Genomic DNA, 15,529 nt, shown 5'->3' with positions numbered 1-15,529 from the left:
GGGTCGGCACCGCTTGCGCGGCCGAGAATATTTGGCAGGGGCGTGGCGCTACGGCCGGAACCCGGATTCAATCACATTGCATTCGTAACGGGGCTGGTCGGTGAAAAACCCGGCCTCGCCAGGATAGATGAATTCGACGGGCGAAGAATCTGTGACCTGATCGGGTGTCACATCTTCCCAACCTTCGCCCAGAAAAAACAACCGATGCGTTTCGCTGACATATTGGCGACCGGACCCTGCGTAAATCTCGTTGCCATCGGCATCGGTTGTGCGGCCCTGGAATTCGGTCACAAGCAGGGTTTCACCGTCGATAACGATTGTTTCACCGGTCAGCATGTCAAAACCGACATGCCGTTCTGTGCCCGCATCGGTATCAACGGTGAAATCCCAAGTATCGATTTGTGCTGCGAACAATTCTGTTAATGACGCGGGATCGGGTGCAGGCAGCTGCAACATTTCGGTGCCTGTCGTTTTATAGCTTTCCAGCCACTGGAACTGGTCATCAACGCGCTGCACGCTGAACACCCCGTTTTGTCCGATCAGGGCCAGCCATTGATCACCAGCGGGGTCCGCATCACAGGTCCAGACATTGACCATAACGCAATTGCGGTGCTGCACGGTCAGCTTGCCAGTGCAGCCCTGCGGCGGCGCAAAGCTTTGCTGCGCCGCGACCGGGGCCGCGACCATGAACACGATCAGCGCTGAAAGCAGCTTTGCCATTATTCTGCCGCGACCGATGCGGATTGCCCGAGATAATCGAGGATCGCTGTCGCCGCATCGCGCCCATCACGGATCGCCCAGACGACCAGTGACGCGCCGCGCACGATGTCACCGGCGGCATAGACACCGTCGAGGCTGGTTTTGCCGGTGGTGAAATCCGCCTTGATCGTGCCCCAGCGGGTCACGGCCAGTTCCGGCACGCCCCAGAGGGTGGGAACATCCTCTGGCTCGAAGCCAAGCGCCTTGACCACCAGATCGGCCTCTTCGATGTAATCGGCACCGGCAATCACCTCTGGCATCTGGCGACCAGTCGCATCAGGCGCGCCAAGGCGCATTTTCTGCACCTTCACGCCGGATACGGCATCACCTTCAAACCCAAGCGGTGCAGACAGCCAAACAAATTCGACGCCTTCTTCTTCCGCATTAGCGACTTCGCGTTGCGATCCGGGCATGTTGGCACGGTCACGGCGATACAGACATTTCACGCTTTCGGCACCCTGCCGGATCGCGGTGCGCACACAATCCATCGCCGTGTCGCCACCACCGATGACGACAACGCGCTTGCCTGCAGCATTCAGCGCGCCGCTGTCGTATTCCGGCACCTCATCGCCAAAGGATTTGCGATTGCTGGCCGTCAGGTAATCAAGGGCGTTCACAATGCCTTCGGCGCTGGAATCGGGCAGATCGCGGGTCTTGTAAACGCCGGTGGCGATCAGCACGGCATCATGCTTGCCGCGGATCGCGTCGAATGACAAATCCTCGCCCACGTTGCAATTCAGCACGAATTGCACGCCGCCATCCTCGAGCTGCGCCATGCGCTGCATCACGATGTCTTTTTCCAGTTTGAAACCGGGGATGCCATAGGTCATCAACCCGCCGCCACGGTCATAGCGGTCATAGACCGTGACCTGCACGCCCTGACGGCGCAGCATATCCGCGGCGGCCAGACCACCGGGACCAGCGCCGATGATGCCCACGCTTTCGGCGCGTTCTGCATGGGGGCGGATCGGCTGCACCCAGCCGTTTTCAAACGCCATATCGGTGATGTATTTTTCCACCGAACCGATCGTGACCGTGCCATGGCCGGATTGTTCGATCACGCAATTGCCTTCGCACAGACGGTCCTGCGGGCAGATGCGGCCGCAAATCTCGGGGAAAGTGTTGGTGGCCTGCGAAATTTCATAGGCTTCCTGCAACCGGCCTTCGGCGGTCAGGCGCAGCCAGTCAGGGATATTATTGTGCAGCGGGCAATGGGTCTGACAATAAGGAACGCCGCATTGCGAACACCGGCTGGCCTGTTCGGCAGCCTTGTCACGCGCGTATTCGGCATAGATTTCGTTGAAATCCTGCTTGCGCAAATCAGGTAGCCGTTTTTCGGGCATGTCCCGGTGAACGGTGGTGAATTTCAACATTTTTTGGCCAGCCATTGCCGTCCTCCCATCCAAGCGCAGACTTGGTTCTAGTGCGGGGGCAAAGAAATGAAAAGGCAGTATTGCTGACCTATATTGAAGTATTTTTATGAAGTTGGCGTTAACACCTGTATTTTTACCTCATATTAGGTAACATATGGGACCTATATCTTTGCTTCCATCAGATTTTCCTGAGGCTAGGGTGCAGAGAACGAATCACCGGGGCGGCTTTTATGACGATGTTCCACCTTCTACTGGTTGCACTGATCCAGGGCGTGACCGAGTTTTTGCCGGTTTCATCGTCGGGCCATCTGATCCTGCTGCCAAGCCTGACAGGGATGGCCGATCAGGGGCTGATCATCGACGTGGCAGCGCACCTTGGCACGCTCACGGCGGTGATCGTGTATTTCTGGCCCGATGTGCGTCTGGCACTTTCCGGGGCGCTTCGCCTGCTACGCGGCAAGATCGATACACAAGGCGCGTTCTTGGCGCTATGCCTGCTGATCGCGACAATCCCCGTCATCATCGCGGGGCTTATTCTGAAAGTGACCGGTTTGGCCGACGCAATGCGCGGGATCGCGGTGATCGGATGGGCGATGCTGCTGTTCGGGATCGTGCTGTATATCGCCGACCAAAAAGGCGAGACGGTCAAGACCGCCGAACGCTGGACAATGAAAGATGCGGCGGTCATGGGGCTGTGGCAGGCGGTGGCGTTGATCCCCGGCACGTCACGGTCTGGCATCACGATCACGGCGGCGCGGATGCTGGGCTATGCCCGCCCCGACGCGGCACGGCTTTCAATGCTGATGTCGATACCGACGATCATCGCCTCTGGCGCATTGCTGAGCCTTGATGTCATTGGCACCGCCACGGCAGCGGACCTGCGCGACATTGCCATCGTCGCTGTCATGTCTGGTGTTGCTGCTTGGGCGGCACTGGCAATCATGATGCGACTGCTGCGCAGCGTCAGCTATACACCTTATGTCATCTACCGCATCGGCCTCGGGATCGTGCTGCTGATGATCGCCTATAGTTAGGAGCGCAGGTTCTTGGCCGATTCCTTGATCGCGTCATATTGGCCCGACGGGCGAAACCGCCACAGGTAATCGGGCAGGACAGCCATCATTGCAGTAGGCACGATGCCCAGATCGGCAAAACCCCTGGCCCCGTCGCTGACGACATTGTCCAAGGCAAGATTTTCGACCTGGTCACGCGTCACAGGCGGCGTCACCAGACCCAGCGACACAACACGCAGAATGTTGAACGCACCCGCCATGATCCGCGCGGCCCAGAAAGGCATATTCAGGATCATCCGGCGGCGGCGCACCACAGCCAGCATCGTCTGCATCAATTCACGGAAGGTCGCGACATCAGGCCCGCCCAGTTCGTAGATGCCACCCGGCACCTCGCCCAGCACGCCCTTGACGGCGGCGGCGGCCACATCATCGACATAGACCGGCTGAAACTGCGTATCGGCACCGATCACCGGCAGCACGGGGCCAAGCCGCGTCATGCCTGCGAAACGGTTGAAAAATTGATCCTCGGCCCCGAAAATGATCGACGGGCGCAGGATCATCGCTTCCGGCATATGGTCCAGCACGCCCTGTTCGCCAGCGGCCTTGGTACGGGCATAGGCGCTGACGGATGTGTCGCTGGCGCCAATGGCCGAAATCTGCACCATACGCGCCACGCCCATCTCGGCCGCAATACGCGCAATGCGTGTGGCACCCTCGGCCTGTACGGCGGCAAAGGTGTTCTTGCGCAGCTCGGCCAGAACGCCGACGCAATTGACAACAGCATCGGCCCCATGCGTGACAGCCGCCACGCTGGCATCATCGCGGATGTTGCAAAAAACCGGCTCGACCTGACCGACGGCACCATAGGTGCGCACGAACATCGCCTCGTTCGTGTTGCGCACGGCGACGCGTACGCGCCAGCCGTTTTGCGCCATGCGGCGGGCGATGTAACGCCCGACAAAACCGGATCCGCCGAAAATGGTGACAAGCTTTGACATAAGACAGCCTTTGTTCCCGTTCGCCCTCGTTTACCGCCCCGACCGGTGCCAGACAAGGCGCAATCAGGCGCTGTGAAAGATCCTACTGATTTCAGATCGAAAGCCGTTGACACGCCCGCGCCGCAGGCTTATTGCCCCGTCAGCACACCTGCCCAGGTGGCGGAATTGGTAGACGCGCTAGCTTCAGGTGCTAGTATTGGCAACGATGTGGAGGTTCGAGTCCTCTCCTGGGCACCATTTACCCCTAACATTGATGAACATAGCGACCTGTAAACATTGATGTTTTCGGCGATTTGTCGTATCCGTTTGACCATAGCTGAACATAAGATACCCCCAGAAAACATGCGATTTGGGGGTATCATTGGGGGTATTAACCCCACAGTGAAAGGTCGATACCCCCAATGGCACTTTCGGATGTAAAGATCAGGAAAGCAGAGATTCGGGACAAACCCTATAAGCTGTCGGACGGCGGTGGTTTGTTTGTCCTGGTGAAGCCAAACGGCTCGAAGATATGGCAGCAAAAGTACCGCCACTTCGGCAAAGAACGACTGCTATCTCATGGGATATACCCCGACGTGACCCTGGCCCAAGCCCGCAAAAAGCGTGATGAGGCTCGGGCAATGGTGGCAAACGGTGACGATCCCGCCGTGCAGAAACGTCTCGACCAAATCGAAGCTGAAACACAATCGCGCACAACCTTTTTGCTTGTTGCCGAAGAATACCTTCAGATGGCCCATGACCGCGAACTGGCCGACGCAACATTGCGCAAGAAAGTCTGGCACGTTGAAACCTTGGCAGCCCCCCTTCACAACCGTCCAATGAACGCAATTACCTCTGCGGAGATCCTTCATCTCCTCAAGAAAGTTGAAGCCAGTGGCAGACGTGAGACCGCGAAGAAGCTACGCGGCACCCTCTCCGGCATCTTTCGGCTCGCGGTTGTAAGCCTTCGCGCCGACAACGACCCAACTTATGCGATCAAAGGCGCATTGTTGCCGGTCAAAGTGACCAACCGCGCCGCAATCACTGATGAAAAGGCGTTTGGTCAGTTTCTACGTGACCTAAACGCATACACTGGTGCGGGAGTGATCAAAGACGCCCTGCTGTTCCAAATCCTGACGATGACCCGTCCTGGCGAAGTTCGTGGTGCAAAGCAGGCAGAATTTGATTTTGAGAAAAAGACTTGGTGCATCCCCGCTGATCGCACGAAAATGCGCCGTGATCATATCGTCCCGCTATCAGATCAAGCTATGGAACTCGTCAAACGAAACTGGATCAGTGTTGAGGGTGTGGAACTGGTTTTTCCGTCGTTGAACTCGAACCGCAAGTGGCTATCCGAGAACGCGTTCAATTCTGCTCTACGCCGGATGGGCTACACCAAGGACGAAGTGACCGCACATGGCTTCCGGTCGACCGCCAGCACAATCCTGAATACGCGGGGTTACGACTCTGACGTAATCGAAGCGGCGTTGGCACACCAAGACAAGAACGTCATTCGTCGGACATACAACCGTGCAACTTACTGGGATCAACGGGTCATACTGATGCAGGACTGGGCAGACCTTGTCGGCAAGTTTCGCGACACAGAGTGAGCAAGAAACCTCAAGCAATGATTTGTAATCAGTAGGTCCCCGGTGCGAGTCCGTGTGGGACACCATTAAAATCATATACTTAGCATGCGCCAGGTTGTCGGTTGGGCTCGCCTCAGGCTCTAAATTGCCTAAGATCGCTGAAGTTGTCAGTGGCGGCCAAAGACCTGTGATATCGAGTTATTGAGGAGAAGGTGTTAACAACGCTGATCAGCGCATTCGAACTGGCTCCCTTACCCGCTCTACTTTAGGATGATTGCAGGTTTTGCAACTATCGACGCGGAATCTGCCTTCTGCTAGTATTGGATGAACAAATGCCCACTATTCGAAAAATTGATATTCAGAACTTTCGAAGCATCAAGAGTTTGTCTTGGTGCCCAAGTGAGGGCTTCAATTGTCTGATCGGCCCAGGGGATGCGGGTAAGACGACCATCCTTGATGCAATAGACCTTTGTCTGGGCGCTAGGGTCAGGACCCATTAAATGCCTTGATGCTGGTTTGTCGTCATGATTCACGACCACCAATGATTTGGGGGTACGATGAGCAATCTTTACTGGCTGACAGAAGATCAGATGGTGCGGCTACGGTCGTATTTCCCAAAGAGCCGAGGTAAGCCGCGCGTCGATGACAGGCATGTTTTGAGCGGCATTATCTTCATCAATCGCAATGGGTTACGCTGGTGTGATGCGCCCGTTGCGTATGGGCCACCCAAGACGCTTTATAATCGCTGGAAACGTTGGAGCGATGCAGGTGTATTCGCTCGGATAATGACAGGCTTGGCAGCGGAGGCACCCGACAATAAGACCATCTCGATCGACGCGACTTACCTCAAAGCACACCGCACGGCCTCAAGCCTGCGGCTTAAAAAGGGGGGCGTGGACGCCTAATCGGTGAGACAAAGGGCGGCATGAACACAAAATTGCATGCTGTCACTGACACCAGCGGCCGCCCAATCCGTTTCTTCATCACGGCTGGTCAGGTCAGCGATTATACCGGTGCCATGGCTTTGCTCAGCAGTCTACCGGATGCTGAATGGCTATTGGCGGATCGGGGTTATGATGCAGATTGGTTCCGGGAAGCCTTAGCAGACAGAGGGACTCGTCCCTGCATCCCAGGTCGAAAGTCACGCAACAAGGTCGTCAGATACGACAAGCGTCGCTACAAACGCCGGAACCGCATCGAGCGCATGTTTGGCAGGCTCAAAGACTGGAGACGCGTCTCAACCCGCTATGATCGTTGCCCCAAGGTCTTCCTATCGGCAATCGCTCTCGCCGCAACCGTCATATTCTGGTTATGAGTCCTGACCCTAGCTCTAAAATTTTCTGTGTTTGAAATTTCCTGTTAACGCGCGTAAATTTTTAACCGACGGTGTCGAATCTTTGACCCAGAGATGCCTTAAAAAACAGGAAGTGACGATGACAGTAGCGAAAATCAAAAACATGGAAGATTTCGCTGCAGTAAGTGGGATTTCACGCCCGACACTTTCCAAATATTTCAATGACCCAAACAGCGTGCGCGCGACAACAAAGCTACGTATTGAAGCCGCTTTGAAGCAGCACGACTATCGCCCGAATGTCTATGCGATCAATCAAAACCGCCGCCAAACGCGCACGATTGGCTTGGTCGTTCCGAACCTGACCGATCCCTTCTTTGCTGGTATCGCCCGCACGCTTGAAGGCTTGATCCTCAGGGCTGGTTTCACCCCTGTCTTGCTCAGCTCGCATGACGGCCCTGATCAGGAATTGGACAATCTCGAAAGTCTGCGTGCGATCAAACCTGCCGGGGTCTTGTTGGCGCCCTTGGGCCGTGCTTCGGACTTGGCAGGTGTTGCCGCATTTGCGCAGGACTGCCCCACGGTTCTGTTTGACTCCAATCTTGACGGCATCGGAGAGGCATTTTTCGGGTCCGACAACCGTCAAAGCGTTGGCCTGATCGTCGACTACCTGTGCCGCAGTGGCGAGCCGCCTGTTTTTTTTGAGATGAAAACGCCCATCAATCCCAACGCCTATAAACGCCGCTCAGCCTATATCGCGGCAATGGAACAGCTTGGGCATGACCCACAGCTTGTTCAGGTTGAAGGCGACGGCTGGGGGTTTGAAGAAATCGGGTTTCGCGGCGGCTCAAAGGCGCTGACAGACCGGCAGTTCAAGACCAATACGGTGCTTTGTTCGAACGACCGGCTTGCCATCGGTTTGTTATCCGCAGCCTTTGAAAAAGGGCTACGGGTTGGCCGAGGCGCCGGCAGCGCATTGCGCATTGCCGGTCATGACGATCACCCGTTTTCGAAATTCACCTGCCCAAGCCTCACCACGATTTCCCAAGACTACGATTCGATATCGACACGCAGTGTCGAGACGGTTTTGGCCTTGATCGAACGGGGCGAGCGCGCGCAAAGCCGTGAGGCTGCGCTATTTTCTGGTACGCTTGTCTTGCGAGGCTCCGCTTAAGTTATTGTCGTGATTGTATTAATATAATATTTTACGCGCGTAAATTCTTTATTGACGGCGCGTATGTTTCTCGACTAGCTTCTCTCCATCATCCAACCTTGGGAGGACTTCGGGATGTCTATGAAGAACGCGTTTTACGGCGCGACAGCGCTAACACTTGTGACAGCGGGCGGCGCGTTTGCCGATGCGCATGCAACAGAGCTGACAATCGCAATTGTGAACAACGGCCACATGATCAACATGCAAACCGTTGCAGAAGCTTACACAGAAGCCACCGGCGTCGCCCTGAATTGGGTTTCACTGGAAGAAGGCGTTCTGCGCGAGCAGGTCACCTCTGACACAGCAACCGGTGGTGGTCAGTACGACATCATCAACATCGGCATGCAAGAGGCCCCCATCTGGGGCGCAGCAGGCTGGATCGAGCCACTTGAGTTTGGCGCAGATTATGACGTTGACGACATGCTGCCAGCAATGCGCAACGGTCTGTCCGCGGACGGCGTTCTGTATGCTGCACCATTCTATGGTGAATCTTCCATGGTGATGTATCGCAAAGACCTGGCCGATGCCGCTGGCGTTTCCATCGTTGACAATGACAGCTGGGACAACGTGAAAGCAGCAGCCGCTGCAATGCACGACCCAGACAACGGCGTTTACGGTGCATGTCTTCGTGGCAAGCCGGGTTGGGGCGACAACATGGCGTTCGTCACGACTGTTGTGAACTCGTTTGGCGGTGCATGGTTTGATGCAGACATGAAGCCAACCTTGGATACCGACGAGTGGAAAGCTGCGATCGAATTTTACGTTGATATGCTGGGTTCATACGGGCCTCCGGGTTCCGAAGGCAACTCGTTCAACGAGATCCTCGCTTTGTATAACGAAGGCAAATGTGGCATGTGGATTGATGCTACAATCGCGGCTTCTTTCCTCGAAGTCGACGGTGTCGCATATGCACAATCGCCAAACGCTGGGAACCCAGTTGGCGCGAACTGGTTGTGGGCTTGGGCGATGGCTGTGCCAACAGGCACGGACAAGACAGATGAAGCAAAAGCATTCATCGAATGGGCCACATCCAAAGCCTATATAGAAGCTGTCGGCAACCACCCAGACTTTGGTTGGGGTTCCGTTCCAACAGGGACACGTACATCCACATATGCGATCCCCGAGTTCCAAGCTGCGGCAGCATTTGCAGACGCCGAATTGGCAGCGATCAACTCCGCGGCACCAGAAGCAACAGACATCAAGCCATATGTTGGCGTGCAGTTTGCCGCGATCCCTGAGTTTCCCGAAGTGGGTTCAGCAGTTGCACAAGAAATCGCAGCCGCCCTGTCAGGTGCAAAAACTGTAGACGAGGCACTTGCAGCGTCCCAATCTGCGGCTGACGCCATCATGCAAGAAGCTGGGTATTACTAAGCCCTTCCTCCGGTTCAGGCCCGCGTCATTTCGCGGGCCTGATACCCTCGACTTTATCGAGGTAAAATCGCATTGCCTGTGCAATGCTACCCCCGATCACAATCCGTCCAGTCATGCCAAACGATACATAATTTCGCAGCTTCGCGTCATCTAGAGAGAATTGAGCCGTGGCCAACCGCACCATTCCCCGCCTGCTCCAGACCCCAGCCATCGTGTTATTGTTGTTCTGGATGCTTGTTCCGTTGAGCATGACCCTGTTCTTTTCGTTTATCCGCTATGTGCTCGCGAGCACCAATCGTCCTGAGTGGACCTCGCCGTCGATCAGTAACTGGCGTGGATTTGGCAATTACCAATATGTCTGGAACCAAGATTCGTTTTGGCTGGCGATCCAGAATTCCCTACTGATCGTTTGCTCGATCCTGTTTTTGACTGTGATCCTTGGGGTGGCGATTGCAATCTTGATCAACCGCACATTTCTGGGGCGTGGGATTGTCCGTGTCCTGTTGATATCGCCCTTCTTTGTGATGCCTGCGGTAAATGCCGTTTTATGGATCAATATGTTGCTCGACCCTGTTTTGGGGTTGCAGGGGGCTGCCGTTGCGGGTGCAAACGATCTTGTCGCACTCCTGCGCGATGCGCCTGTGGTCGGCAGTTTCTTTTCGCTCTGGCCGCAATTCGAGCCTATTTCATTCCGTGCGACGCAAACCTCTGCCTATGCGGTGATCATGATGGTCACATGGCAATGGACGCCGTTTGCGGTGCTGATTTTGATGACATCCCTACAATCCGAGGACCAGCAACAAAAAGAGGCTGCCATTTTAGATGGGGCCAGCCGTTGGTCACAATTCCGGTTTCTGACCCTGCCGCATTTAGCTCGCCCGATTGCGATTGTGGTGATGATCCAGGCGATTTTCCATCTGTCGCTTTATGCAGAAATCGAGATCGTCAGCCGCGGCAACGGGAACAAAAACCTGCCCTATTACATTGGTGAGTTGGTCAACAACAACATTGGTGCCGCCTCTGCAACGGGCATCTTTGCCGTCATTCTTGCGAATATTGTTGCCATCTTCCTGCTTCGGATGCTTGGCAAGACCTTGATGGAATAAGGACAAAACCAATGGCCATCGTCGCACAACATACAAAGTTTTCAAAAGTCGCCTGGCCTGTTTTGGCTTGGGCTGTGGGGTTGCTGTTTTTCTTCCCGATTTTCTTTATGGTGATGACCAGCTTCAAGACGGATGCGGATGCGGTCAAACCCGAATTCCTGTTCCGCTTTACGCCGACCTTGGAAAACTACACCAATATGACGAATAATTATGACTATTGGCGCTTTGCGACCAATTCAGTCATCACCTCGGTTACGGCGACCTTGTTCACGCTGTTCGTGGCCGTGCCTTGCGCCTATGCAATGGCCTTTAACCCGTCACGCGGCACCAAGGATATCTTGATGTGGATGCTGTCTACCAAGATGCTTCCTGCGGCTGCGGTCCTTTACCCGATGATCTTTATGGCCAAATCGCTGGGCATCTATGACACAAAATTTCTGATCGTCATGGTGCTCAGTCTGATTAACCTGCCCATCGCGGTCTGGATGCTGTTCACATACTTCAAGGACATCCCCAAGGATATCATCGAAGCAGGCCAGATGGACGGGCTGAACACCTGGGGTGAGGTGCGCGAAATACTGATCCCGCTGGCGTGGGGCGGCATCGCATCAACCGCTTTGCTGGTGTTTATCTTTTGCTGGAACGAGGCCTACTGGACCGTGCGCCTGACCACGATTGACGCGGCCACATTGTCTAAGCTCATTGAAGGCAACCGCGCGCCAGAGGGGCTATTTTTCGGCCGCCTGTCCGCTGTCTCCACCGCCGCTGTCGGCCCGATCGTGGTGCTGGGCTGGTTCTGCCAAAAACAACTTGTCCAAGGCTTGACCTTTGGCGCTGTGAAATAGGAAATCCGATGGGACGTATTGTACTTCAAAAAGTCAGCAAGAAATTTGGCGAAATAGAAGTCATTCCGCCGCTAGACCTGACGATTGAAGATGGCGAATTTGCTGTCTTCGTTGGCCCTTCGGGCTGTGGGAAATCCACATTGCTACGCTTGATTGCAGGGCTCGAGGATAACACATCGGGCGACATCATCATTGATGGCAACACCGTCACCCAAGTACCCCCGTCCAAACGGGGGCTGGCGATGGTGTTTCAGTCCTATGCGCTTTACCCGCATATGACCGTACGCAAAAATATCGGCTTTCCGCTGCGGATGGAAAAGATGGATCAGGCCGAAATTGACGCCAAGGTGAATACTGCGGCGACATCGCTGAACCTCACAGATTATCTGGACCGCAAACCCGGGCAGCTTTCGGGGGGACAACGACAGCGTGTCGCGATTGGCCGTGCGATTGTGCGCGAACCTTTGGCATTCCTGTTCGATGAACCGCTGTCGAACCTTGATGCGGCCTTACGTGTGGGCATGCGGATGGAAATCCTTGAACTGCACAACAAACTCAAGACCACCATGATCTATGTGACCCACGATCAGGTTGAAGCCATGACCATGGCCGATAAAATCGTCGTGCTGCAGGCCGGTGTGATCGAACAGGTCGGCTCTCCTCTCGAACTGTACCGCGCGCCGCGTAACCTGTTTGTCGCCGGTTTTATCGGATCGCCCAAAATGAACCTGATCACCGGACCACTCGCCGCCAAATATGGCGCCACGACAATCGGGATCCGTCCCGAACATATCGATGTCGTGGCATCAGGCGGAACATGGGAGGGCACAGTCAGCGTTTCTGAGCATCTGGGGTCTGACACGTTTTTGCACGTGAAGGTCGCAGGGTTTGAACAGGTGCTGACTGTGCGCTCTATCGGGGACATTGCCGTCAAACATGGGGACAAAGTATCGCTGTCACCGCGCCTGGGTGAATTGCACAAATTTGGCGCAGACGGATTGCGGATAGGATGACACGCCTACTGGGAAAAACAGCCCTGATCACAGGGGGCGCACGCGGGATTGGCCGCGCATTTGCACAAGCCTATCTGCAAAACGGTGCTCGTGTCGCAATTGCCGATATTGACCGAGACCTTTGCCAAGCAACGGCGACAGCATTAGGTGATCAGGTCCTCGCTGTGCATATGGACGTGTCCGATCCAGCCAGCATCACACAGGCTGTCGATCAAACCATCGCGGCCTTTGGGCAGATCGATATTTTGATCAACAATGCAGCTGTGTTTTCTGCCGCCCCTATCGTCGAGATCTCTCCCGAGGATTATGCCCGTGTGTTCGACATCAATGTCAAAGGCACGCTGTTCACCCTTCAGGCGGTCGCGCGGCATATGATCGACGCAGGGATCAAAGGCAAAATCATCAATATGGCCTCTCAAGCGGGCCGTCGCGGCGAACCCTTGGTCGCGGTTTATTGTGCATCCAAGGCCGCGGTGATCAGCCTGACGCAAAGTGCCGGATTGAACCTGATCAGACATGGAATAAACGTGAATGCCATCGCACCCGGGGTCGTGGACGGCGCACATTGGGACGGTGTGGATGCGTTTTTCGCAAAATACGAAAACAAACCTGCTGGGCAGAAAAAGGCCGAGGTCGGTGCCGCCGTCCCTTATGGCCGCATGGCGACCCCCACTGATTTGACAGGCATGGCGTTGTTTTTGGCAACCAGTGATGCCGATTACATTGTGGCCCAAACCTATAACGTCGACGGTGGGAATTGGATGAGCTGATGAAAGATCACATGCACAAAAACAGCCCGATGAAACTTAACGCTGCCAATCTCGACGCATTTCCCGAAACGATTTTGCGCCCGCGCTATGACAGGGCCGCCCTGCGTGCGGGGATGGTACATATCGGGGTGGGTAATTTTCATCGCGGGCATCAGGCATGGTATCTGCACCGCCTGATGCAACAAGGGCTGGCGCATGACTGGGCCATTATTGGTGCAGGCGTGCGCGCCACAGATGCGACCATGCGGGATAAATTATTGGCGCAGGATTGCTTGACCACTTTGATCGAACTGTCGACCAATAGTTCAGGCGCAGAGATCATCGGATCGATGATCGATTTCTTGCCCGTCGAAGATGGCAATGCCGCGCTGATCGCGCAATTGGCGCAAGCTGATATCCGGATCGTGTCATTGACCGTGACCGAAGGGGGGTATTTCATCCATCCTGCGACCAAAGGATTTGGCGCGGCCCACCCTGATATCGTGCATGATGCCGCCAACCCAACCACGCCGCGCACTGCATTTGGCGCCATTGTCGCGGCCTTGAAGCTGCGCAAAGAAATGGGCCTTGGCGCCTTTACCGCGCTGAGTTGCGACAACCTTGTGAGCAATGGCGATATCCTGCGCCAGACGGTCGTCTCATTGGCCCACCTGTCCGATCCGGCATTGGCAGATTGGATCGACAACACCTGCAGCTTCCCGAATTCGATGGTCGATTGCATCGTGCCTGCTACGGGCCAGAATGAACTGGCCTTGGCCAAAGGTTTTGGTGTTGATGACGCAGCCCCCGTCACCCACGAGGATTTTCGCCAATGGGTGATCGAGGATCATTTTTGCGCAGGCCGCCCCGATTGGGACAAGGTCGGCGCACAATTCACCAATGATGTGCATGCCTTTGAGGCGATGAAAATTCGCATTCTCAACGGTGGCCATCAGGTTATTTCGGTGCCCGCCCAGGTGCTTGGCATCGACACGATTTCGGGCTGCATGGAACACGATCTGCTCGGTCCGCTGTTTTTGAAAATCGCCCACGAGGAAATAGCGCCTCATGTGGATGCGGTGCCCGATATGACACCTTCGGCCTATGTGAAGCTGATCCAGCGCCGCTGTGCGAACCCAATGATTGTAGACACCACGCGGCGTGTCGCCTTTGATGGATCATCACGTCATCCGGGGTTTGTTCTGCCCTCTATCCGTGATGGTTTGGCGGCTGGTACGTCAATTGATGGGCTTGCCTTGATCGAAGCCGCTTGGGCGCGGATGTGCGCCGGAACACGCGGAGATGGAGCTGTTATTGCGCCAAATGATCCTTTCTGGGCTGATCTCAATGTGATCGCTTTGCGCGCAAAAGATGACCCTGCTGCATGGCTGTCGATGACACATATTTATGGTGATTTGGCGGAAAACGCGCGCTTTGTGGCAGCCTTCAAGACCGCATTACGTAGGATTTGGGCCGATGGCATGTCCGCTGCGATCCAAAACTATTTGAGCCGGTAAATCTGTACCACAGCGGAAAATCCGACCAAGACATTGCAAAATCACCCTCGGCATCTTGGGGTTTCGCGTTGCTTTGCGCAGGCGCAGCGAAAGTCTCCTCCACCCTTTACAGTCATCTGTGCTGTTTGCAGCATCGGTCACCCTGAGTTCACACGGGTCTCCCGCTGCGCTGTCCGCCAAGGTCTGCTTCGGCTCAAAACTCATGACGTCTGAGTTCGAAAATCGGGACCGCTTTCTGGACCACTTCCGGTCCGAAGGTAGTCGCTAAGCCTCTATAACTGCATGACAATTAGAGATGGACCACATCCTCTCCTGGGCACCAAAAATCCCAAACACTATCTGTACAAATCGAACGCTTACTCGCGGGGTGGGTCAGGTGTTGTGCATCGGCTTTCACAATTCGGATCGCGATAGAGTTTGTGTTTTCTCGCATTGCCAGCTTTGACGGTCAGAGCTGAACTAACAACTCAGAGCGTGGCCCGCAGCCGGCAACTGCCGCATCGTGGCTGTGGTTGTGGCGCACTGGTATCGATCCGGGTCATCTGCAGGATTTTCAAGTCTCGAAGGGCGTATGAAGCTGGGCATAGGTCGTGGTCTGCTGCGACCCGCGGTCAGGATCGTCAGCCGAGATCGCAGTCATATTCTGAAGACTGGAAACGAGAGCCACCGTGTCAAGGCCAGCCTAGAAACAGCGAAATAGAAGAAGAAGGACA

General features: G+C 55.3%; 14 protein-coding genes and 1 tRNA gene. 12 read left to right on the top strand and 3 right to left on the bottom strand.

Going from position 1 to position 15,529, the window contains the following annotated elements; translation table 11 throughout:
* Positions 1 to 48: 48 nt before the first annotated feature.
* On the bottom strand, positions 49 to 720 hold the full coding sequence (locus ACPF9B_RS14410) for a hypothetical protein (RefSeq protein WP_424178277.1): 672 nt from the start codon (positions 718 to 720) through the stop codon (positions 49 to 51).
* Positions 720 to 2,147 (bottom strand): NAD(P)-dependent oxidoreductase, encoded by a 1,428-nt coding sequence (locus ACPF9B_RS14405; RefSeq protein ID WP_007206115.1) that lies wholly within the window; start codon positions 2,145 to 2,147, stop codon positions 720 to 722. Before ACPF9B_RS14405 ends, ACPF9B_RS14410 begins: the two co-directional genes overlap by 1 nt.
* 215 nt (positions 2,148 to 2,362) lie before the next feature.
* On the opposite strand from ACPF9B_RS14405, the gene ACPF9B_RS14400 reads away from it, so the two are divergent.
* Entirely contained in the window at positions 2,363 to 3,166 is an 804-nt protein-coding gene (locus tag ACPF9B_RS14400) for an undecaprenyl-diphosphate phosphatase (RefSeq protein ID WP_007206116.1), read from the top strand.
* On the opposite strand, the gene ACPF9B_RS14395 is transcribed toward ACPF9B_RS14400, so the two are convergent.
* Complete coding sequence (locus ACPF9B_RS14395) at positions 3,163 to 4,143, bottom strand: complex I NDUFA9 subunit family protein (protein ID WP_424178274.1); 981 nt, start codon at positions 4,141 to 4,143, stop codon at positions 3,163 to 3,165. The two genes, ACPF9B_RS14400 and ACPF9B_RS14395, sit on opposite strands and share 4 nt — an antisense overlap.
* A 150-nt stretch (positions 4,144 to 4,293) precedes the next feature.
* Here ACPF9B_RS14395 and ACPF9B_RS14390 point away from each other — a divergent pair.
* The 11 genes from ACPF9B_RS14390 to ACPF9B_RS14340 all read left to right on the top strand — a co-directional run bounded on the left by ACPF9B_RS14390 (position 4,294) and on the right by ACPF9B_RS14340 (position 14,816).
* Positions 4,294 to 4,380, top strand: a tRNA-Leu gene (locus tag ACPF9B_RS14390).
* Positions 4,381 to 4,544: 164 nt separating this feature from the next.
* A complete protein-coding gene (locus tag ACPF9B_RS14385) occupies positions 4,545 to 5,732 on the top strand; it encodes a tyrosine-type recombinase/integrase (RefSeq protein WP_424178272.1) in 1,188 nt (395 codons plus the stop codon).
* 311 nt (positions 5,733 to 6,043) lie between these two features.
* The gene (locus ACPF9B_RS14380) at positions 6,044 to 6,211 is read left to right on the top strand and encodes an AAA family ATPase (RefSeq protein ID WP_424178270.1); all 168 of its coding nucleotides are present in this window, start codon (positions 6,044 to 6,046) and stop codon (positions 6,209 to 6,211) included.
* A gap of 57 nt (positions 6,212 to 6,268) precedes the next feature.
* Positions 6,269 to 7,026 (top strand): IS5 family transposase gene (locus tag ACPF9B_RS14375; protein WP_424177528.1). Its coding sequence is split into 2 segments (ribosomal slippage): positions 6,269 to 6,593 and positions 6,593 to 7,026, totalling 759 coding nucleotides; the frame shifts between segments, so codons are not numbered across the junction.
* A 118-nt stretch (positions 7,027 to 7,144) separates the two neighbouring features.
* Positions 7,145 to 8,176, top strand: coding sequence for a LacI family DNA-binding transcriptional regulator (locus ACPF9B_RS14370; RefSeq protein WP_424178269.1), 1,032 nt, complete (start codon positions 7,145 to 7,147; stop codon positions 8,174 to 8,176).
* A gap of 120 nt (positions 8,177 to 8,296) precedes the next feature.
* On the top strand, positions 8,297 to 9,586 hold the full coding sequence (locus ACPF9B_RS14365) for an ABC transporter substrate-binding protein (RefSeq protein ID WP_424180442.1): 1,290 nt from the start codon (positions 8,297 to 8,299) through the stop codon (positions 9,584 to 9,586).
* 167 nt (positions 9,587 to 9,753) lie between these two features.
* Positions 9,754 to 10,692, top strand: a complete 939-nt coding sequence (locus ACPF9B_RS14360; protein ID WP_424178267.1) for a carbohydrate ABC transporter permease — start codon at positions 9,754 to 9,756, stop codon at positions 10,690 to 10,692.
* Between the two features lie 11 nt (positions 10,693 to 10,703).
* Complete coding sequence (locus ACPF9B_RS14355; protein WP_007206164.1) at positions 10,704 to 11,537, top strand: carbohydrate ABC transporter permease; 834 nt, start codon at positions 10,704 to 10,706, stop codon at positions 11,535 to 11,537.
* Positions 11,538 to 11,545: 8 nt separating this feature from the next.
* Positions 11,546 to 12,550 (top strand): ABC transporter ATP-binding protein, encoded by a 1,005-nt coding sequence (locus ACPF9B_RS14350; RefSeq protein WP_007206165.1) that lies wholly within the window; start codon positions 11,546 to 11,548, stop codon positions 12,548 to 12,550.
* Entirely contained in the window at positions 12,547 to 13,320 is a 774-nt protein-coding gene (locus ACPF9B_RS14345; RefSeq protein ID WP_007206166.1) for an L-iditol 2-dehydrogenase, read from the top strand. Before ACPF9B_RS14350 ends, ACPF9B_RS14345 begins: the two co-directional genes overlap by 4 nt.
* Entirely contained in the window at positions 13,320 to 14,816 is a 1,497-nt protein-coding gene (locus ACPF9B_RS14340; RefSeq protein WP_424178264.1) for a mannitol dehydrogenase family protein, read from the top strand. The genes ACPF9B_RS14345 and ACPF9B_RS14340 overlap by 1 nt, the downstream gene beginning before the upstream one ends.
* Positions 14,817 to 15,529 lie beyond the last annotated feature (713 nt).

Source organism: Yoonia sp. TsM2_T14_4, assembly GCF_049602355.1.
Taxonomy (GTDB): domain Bacteria; phylum Pseudomonadota; class Alphaproteobacteria; order Rhodobacterales; family Rhodobacteraceae; genus Yoonia; species Yoonia vestfoldensis_A.
Note: the sequence above shows the minus strand (reverse complement) of the source record. Positions and strands in the feature narration are given on the sequence as shown.

Excerpts from the sequence above, each read along its gene's own strand:
- ACPF9B_RS14350 (WP_007206165.1), top strand. The coding sequence starts at position 11,546 with ATGGGACGTATTGTACTTCAAAAAGTCAGCAAGAAATTTGGCGAAATA.
- ACPF9B_RS14365 (WP_424180442.1), top strand. The coding sequence starts at position 8,297 with ATGAAGAACGCGTTTTACGGCGCGACAGCGCTAACACTTGTGACAGCG.
- ACPF9B_RS14345 (WP_007206166.1), top strand. The coding sequence starts at position 12,547 with ATGACACGCCTACTGGGAAAAACAGCCCTGATCACAGGGGGCGCACGC.
- ACPF9B_RS14405 (WP_007206115.1), bottom strand. The coding sequence starts at position 2,147 with ATGGCTGGCCAAAAAATGTTGAAATTCACCACCGTTCACCGGGACATG.
- ACPF9B_RS14380 (WP_424178270.1), top strand. The coding sequence starts at position 6,044 with ATGCCCACTATTCGAAAAATTGATATTCAGAACTTTCGAAGCATCAAG.
- ACPF9B_RS14355 (WP_007206164.1), top strand. The coding sequence starts at position 10,704 with ATGGCCATCGTCGCACAACATACAAAGTTTTCAAAAGTCGCCTGGCCT.
- ACPF9B_RS14370 (WP_424178269.1), top strand. The coding sequence starts at position 7,145 with ATGACAGTAGCGAAAATCAAAAACATGGAAGATTTCGCTGCAGTAAGT.
- ACPF9B_RS14410 (WP_424178277.1), bottom strand. The coding sequence starts at position 720 with ATGGCAAAGCTGCTTTCAGCGCTGATCGTGTTCATGGTCGCGGCCCCG.
- ACPF9B_RS14400 (WP_007206116.1), top strand. The coding sequence starts at position 2,363 with ATGACGATGTTCCACCTTCTACTGGTTGCACTGATCCAGGGCGTGACC.
- ACPF9B_RS14395 (WP_424178274.1), bottom strand. The coding sequence starts at position 4,143 with ATGTCAAAGCTTGTCACCATTTTCGGCGGATCCGGTTTTGTCGGGCGT.
- ACPF9B_RS14340 (WP_424178264.1), top strand. The coding sequence starts at position 13,320 with ATGAAAGATCACATGCACAAAAACAGCCCGATGAAACTTAACGCTGCC.
- ACPF9B_RS14385 (WP_424178272.1), top strand. The coding sequence starts at position 4,545 with ATGGCACTTTCGGATGTAAAGATCAGGAAAGCAGAGATTCGGGACAAA.